General features: G+C 45.1%; 5 protein-coding genes and 1 pseudogene. All 6 read left to right on the top strand.

Annotated elements, in window-relative coordinates; genetic code table 11:
- Positions 1 to 123: pseudogene (locus ACTXGO_RS08845) on the top strand (glutamate 5-kinase); the annotation flags it as partial.
- 86 nt (positions 124 to 209) lie between these two features.
- Entirely contained in the window at positions 210 to 1,343 is a 1,134-nt protein-coding gene (gene hemE, locus ACTXGO_RS08840; protein ID WP_443574101.1) for a uroporphyrinogen decarboxylase, read from the top strand.
- A gap of 78 nt (positions 1,344 to 1,421) precedes the next feature.
- The gene (gene argC, locus ACTXGO_RS08835) at positions 1,422 to 2,489 is read left to right on the top strand and encodes an N-acetyl-gamma-glutamyl-phosphate reductase (RefSeq protein WP_443574099.1); all 1,068 of its coding nucleotides are present in this window, start codon (positions 1,422 to 1,424) and stop codon (positions 2,487 to 2,489) included.
- Positions 2,490 to 2,766: 277 nt separating this feature from the next.
- Complete coding sequence (locus ACTXGO_RS08830) at positions 2,767 to 3,522, top strand: hypothetical protein (protein WP_435950699.1); 756 nt, start codon at positions 2,767 to 2,769, stop codon at positions 3,520 to 3,522.
- A gap of 53 nt (positions 3,523 to 3,575) precedes the next feature.
- Positions 3,576 to 3,983: an ATP-dependent Clp protease adaptor ClpS gene (locus ACTXGO_RS08825; protein ID WP_317199723.1), complete on the top strand. Its 408-nt coding sequence runs from the start codon at positions 3,576 to 3,578 to the stop codon at positions 3,981 to 3,983.
- 650 nt (positions 3,984 to 4,633) lie between these two features.
- Positions 4,634 to 5,631 (top strand): AAA family ATPase (locus ACTXGO_RS08820; protein WP_443574097.1); only part of this gene is annotated, 998 nt, incomplete at its 3' end.

Genomic DNA, 5,631 nt, shown 5'->3' with positions numbered 1-5,631 from the left:
TTTTCATCCAATGAGGCGCGGCGCGTCGCTCGCGAACGTACCGAGCAGTTCGATAGAATCTTGGGTAGTAGCGAAGAGCGCGTCGTTATGGTACATCGTGACAATCTGGCACTGTCCATGTGATTTGCTTGCTGTAGCTTTACTTGATATGACTTTGCTTACTCATCCTTTATTTTATAATGACAATAAATCATCTTGGAGATTTGCGCATGAGCGCCTCAGATCACGTTTCACCTAATCATGACTTTGCGCCACTAAAAAACGACAGGTTGCTACGGGCGCTGCGTTTTGAATCTATAGATACGACGCCAGTATGGATGATGCGTCAAGCAGGACGCTATCTACCAGAGTACAAGGCGACTCGCGCCGAGGCCGGCGACTTTATGAGTCTATGCAAGGACACTGACCGAGCAACTGAGGTCACTTTGCAGCCGCTGCGCCGTTTTGATTTGGACGCGGCTATTTTGTTCAGTGACATCTTGACCATTCCTGATGCGATGGGGCTTGGCCTGTACTTTGAGACGGGTGAGGGGCCAAAGTTTGAGCGTCAAGTTCGCACTCAAGCCGATGTCGATAACTTGCCTGTACTCGATGTTAATGACTCGCTCGATTATGTCATGCGCGCAGTGACTAGCATTCGTCATGCACTAAATGGTCAAGTCCCTTTGTTTGGGTTCTCAGGTAGTCCATGGACGCTTGCCACTTATATGATTGAGGGTGGCAGCTCAAAAGACTACCGCTATACCAAAGGCATGCTCTATAGTCAGCCGGAGCTGCTACATGCGTTACTAGACAAACTTGCCACTGCGGTCACAGATTATTTAGATGCACAAATCGTTGCAGGCGCGCAGATTGTACAGATATTTGACAGCTGGGGCGGGGCGCTGGGTCATCGTCAATTTATTGAATTTTCGCACTTTTATAACAAGCGCATTATCTCAGATCTCAAGTTGCGTCATCCAGATATTCCGGTAGTTCTATTTACCAAAGGCGGCGGTCTGTGGCTAGATGTTCAAGCTGATAGTGAGGCGGACGTCTTAGGGCTTGATTGGACGATGCCACTAGATCGCGCGCGTCAGGTGCTTACAGAGAGCCAGCGCCAACTGACCAAGCACTATAAAAAGATCCAAGGTAGCAAGGCCATTCAAGGCAACCTAGATCCCTCAACTTTGTATGCTTCACCGCAAAAGATCCGTGATGAAGTCAAGTTTATGCTTGATAGCGCCTACGCAAGTGGTAACAAGACGGGCTATATTGCAAATTTAGGTCACGGTATCACTCAGTGGGTCAACCCTGATCATGCCAAAGTCTTTATCGATGCGGTACATGACTATAAAGTTTGAGACTTGTAAGATTTGACGCTTTTTTAGCACTTAGGTAAATATTTAAAGTCATAAGTTTAAAGGACAAAAGGATACATTATGATCTCAGCAGCTATCGTTGGCGGCACAGGCTATACGGGTATTGAACTTATTCGCTTGCTCTCCGCTCATCCTAAAGTATCTATTGATTTATTGACTTCACGCAGCGAAGCAGGCTTGCGCGCTGATGAGATATTTCCTAGCTTGCGCGGTATTACAGACTTAGTCTTTAGTGATTTGGGCGATGATACGCTGTCTGCTTTGCAGCAGTGTGATGTGGTGTTCTTTGCTACCCCTCACGGCGTAGCTATGAGGCAAGCTGAAGCGCTCACGCAAGCGGGCGTTAAAGTCATCGACTTAGCGGCTGATTTTCGCCTGCAATCTTTACCTGATTTTGAGCAGTGGTACCAGCAAACCCATGCTTGTCCTGAGCTACTTAAAACGGCCGTTTATGGTCTGCCTGAGGTTAACCGTGACAAATTAGCCAAGGCTTTAGTCGTTGGAAATCCAGGCTGCTATCCGACAACAGCAATATTGGGTCTAAAGCCTATTATTGAGATGCAAAATAAGCAAAACGAACCGCTTATCGATGCGCGTATCGTTATTGACGCCAAATCTGGCGTCTCTGGTGCAGGCAGGCAAGCGAAACTGGCGCTTAACTACGCTGAAACGACTGACAATTTTAAAGCCTATAGCGTTGAGGGTCACAGGCATTTACCAGAGATTGAGCAAGGCGTTTCCCAGTTATTGAACAGCCAGTTTACGCATCGTATTCGTTTTTTACCGCATCTGATACCGATGATACGCGGTATGTTCAGCTCTATTCATATGGAGCTTACAGAGGCGGGCAAGGGTATCGACTGGCAAGAGCAGTTTGAGACCAGCTATGCTCAAGAGAGCTTTGTAGATGTATTGCCAACAGGTATGCATCCTGATACGCGTAGTGTACGCGCTAGCAATCGCCTGCGTATCGCCATTCATCAAGACAATGAGCGCCGGGATCTGACAGTATTGGTGGTACAAGATAATTTAGTGAAAGGCGCATCAGGGCAAGCGGTACAAAACATGAACATCATGTTTGGGCTTGATGAGTCATTAGGGCTTAATTTTGCTCCTATCGTGCCTTAATTTATACTTATATACTGAGTCAAATTTGGATATTTGACTCGATATATCCAATGAGTCATTCGTATGGACAGTGCTAGGTATTGATTATGAATTCCGCTATAATACATCGCTCCTACTGATAAGAGATTCCCTATAGATGCGTGTTAAGACTGCCAAGCGTTTGTGCTCACAGCCCACATGTCCATCATGTCAGGCTCCCTTATCACACGATTTTATGCTCAAACTATCCTCTTTTTATCAGGCTGCTATTAGCGATCGGACTGATACAAATAGTCATATGCTTACTCGTATAAGCGTCAGCCAGACTGGGGCATCAACTTGGTTACTGGCATTGTTTGTGGCGGCGATACTTGTTACAGCTATTGTCGGCTCAGTATTTGGTCACAAGCTTGGCTATCAAAGCGGCTACCATTCAATAAAGGCTGAGACTGACAAAGCTGCTGTCAATGGCAAACAGACCTCTCAAGAGTTAGAGGATCTGCGCGTTACCCAAAAGGTATTAGCTAATCAAGTCGCCACTGCCAAGCAAGAGCTTGAAATCAGTCTTGCTAATTTAGATGAGCTGCGCCGTACTCAGCGCGAGCTTAATATTGAAAATGCTCAAGTCACCCAGCTTAACGATTTGTACTCAGATGTCATTGCAGACAATGGCGGCATGCCACTGCAAGTGCTTGGTGCAAAGATAGAACCGCTACCAGAGAATGCTTTTGAGTATGGTTTTGATATTGGGATGCTCAGTGCTGAGGGCACAGCGAAGTCTGTCTTAGTCTCGCTAACCTTGCTCAATGATGATGATTTTGTAGAGGTGCCATTAGAGCCTACGCGTTATAGTGTCAAAGGCATTGAGCGTATTCGTGGACGCTTTGTGATGCCTGAGCGTTTTAAGCCTTTGCAGGCTAAGCTGACTTTGAAGTCGGGCAATCAAGAAGCCGTCCAGCTCTATGATTGGGATTTAGGGGCTATGGTTGATGATATGCCGCTGTCACTTATGGACTTACAGGAGCTTGATGAAAGTCCTATTGAATCTGAGTAGTTGTTTACTATACTATTCTCTCCTTCTTTTTACCTTATGTTTGTATTCTAATTATGATTAAAAAACCCTACACTTACACCGATTCTATCGCGGCTGACTGGCACTTTCCAAGTGCACCTGTTCACCGCGCTCAAGATGATGACCTTGAGAATGAGACCTCGCCGCAAGCGGATGTTTTGGTTGCTGAGCCAGAGGTCGCTAAACCGCCTATGTATGCGGTCGTCATGTATAACGACAACTACACGCCTATGGAGTTTGTGGTCTATGTGCTGCAATCTGAATTTCGTCATAGTATGGATTCAGCGGTTGCGATAATGTTGTCCATTCACAATACTAGCAAAGGTATTGCTGGTATTTACCCAAAAGACATCGCAGAGACCAAAGCCAAAAAGGTCAATAGCTTAGCGCATAGAGAAGGCTACCCTTTATTGACGCAGATAGAGCCGCATCAAGGAGAGTAACTCGCTTTATTACTTTATCAGCTCTTAGCAACATAAGCTCTTGGTAACTCACCTAACTTTTCAAGTAACCTTAAGTTGAGAACGAAGTTCAACAAAAGGCTCAGCATAATGTTTTTGTCATCTAAAGCTTACGGTACAAATTTAGTCTGTACTATCTTAGGCAATGCTAGGCAATGATTGTCTCAGAATGAGTCTTGGATTATTCCTCTTGATTAATTTTTGATCACCCCTATATAAAACATCTACCCACTGGTTGTAGCACTTACCTATAACGAAGTTATCTAGCACGCTCTTATCCTATTTATCCTGCATTGTTATCATAAATCTCAACGAAGTCATCGTTTTAGAAGGCGTCCTGTCATAATTGCTATAGATACTGATACATTTTAGTACGTATTAGTGGATTGACTATCCGTGTTTATCATGTTGATATGAATATAAGCCGACATGAATAAGTCTACAAACCCTCGCTGCAACAACAGCCACAAAACTGATACTTAGTGCACAGTGGTAATAAGCGATACTGGTTATTAATAGAGTAAGCTAATAGAGTAAATGCTCTTGAACAATCTCATTCTCGCCCTAATTTACTAACTAAGTCATTCATTAAGCTATCAATTATAAGATAGGTATAACCTTAGGAAGTCCTTATGTTAAGTCGTCATTTAGAAGTATCCCTACGTTTGGCAATGACACTTGCGCGGCAAAAATCGCACGAGTATCTCACAGTCGAGCATTTGCTATTGGCCCTGCTTGAGAATACTCATGCTGCTAATACGCTAACCGCTTGTAATGCCAACGTGACCACGCTACGTAGCGAGCTTGAAGCCTATATCAACAAGCATACGCCAACCGTAGACGTGGATATGGAGCAATCGCCGCAACCGACGCAAAGCTTTGATCGTATTTTGCAGCGCGCGATATTCCATGTGCAGTCAATCGGCGGTGGTCGCTTGGTTGAAGGTTCCGATATACTAGTGTCTATGTTCTCAGAGCATGATACTTACGCCGTTTACTTACTTAAAAAGCAAGGCATCAGCCGTCTTGAGCTCACGCAGTATCTATCGCATGGTCAGGATAAAGATGAGCCTGCAGAGCCGCGTGCCTCTATGAGTGGCGAGCGCCGTAGCCCCTCTGAAAAGACTAGTAAAGACCCATTAGTTGAGTTTGCAACCAATCTCAACCAGCGTGCAGCTGAGGGCAAGACTGATCCTCTTATCGGCCGCGCCTCAGAGATTGAACGCGCCGCACAAGTGCTTTGTCGCCGCCGCAAAAACAACCCTTTATTGGTCGGTGAGCCAGGTGTAGGTAAAACCTCTATCGCTGAGGGTCTTGCGTGGTTAATTATCAATGATAAAGCACCAAAGCCACTCAATGGCTGCGTGATTTATAGTTTAGATATTGGCTCTTTGATTGCAGGTACTAAGTATCGTGGCGATTTTGAAAAACGTATGAAGTCACTTCTTGATGCGCTAAAGAAAAAGCCAAATGCTATCTTGTTCATTGATGAGGTGCATATGATCATCGGAGCAGGTTCGTCGATGAGTAGCAATATGGACGTGTCTAACCTTATTAAGCCTGCACTGGCTAACGGTGAGCTGCGCTGTATCGGTTCTACGACCTTTACTGAATACCGTCAGGTATTTGA

The organism is Psychrobacter sp. T6-1 (assembly GCF_052258445.1).
This window is presented reverse-complemented; position numbering and strand designations above follow the sequence as displayed.

Coding starts and splice junctions, on each gene's coding strand:
- hemE (WP_443574101.1), top strand. CDS start 210: ATGAGCGCCTCAGATCACGTTTCACCTAATCATGACTTTGCGCCACTA.
- argC (WP_443574099.1), top strand. CDS start 1,422: ATGATCTCAGCAGCTATCGTTGGCGGCACAGGCTATACGGGTATTGAA.
- ACTXGO_RS08830 (WP_435950699.1), top strand. CDS start 2,767: ATGCTTACTCGTATAAGCGTCAGCCAGACTGGGGCATCAACTTGGTTA.
- ACTXGO_RS08825 (WP_317199723.1), top strand. CDS start 3,576: ATGATTAAAAAACCCTACACTTACACCGATTCTATCGCGGCTGACTGG.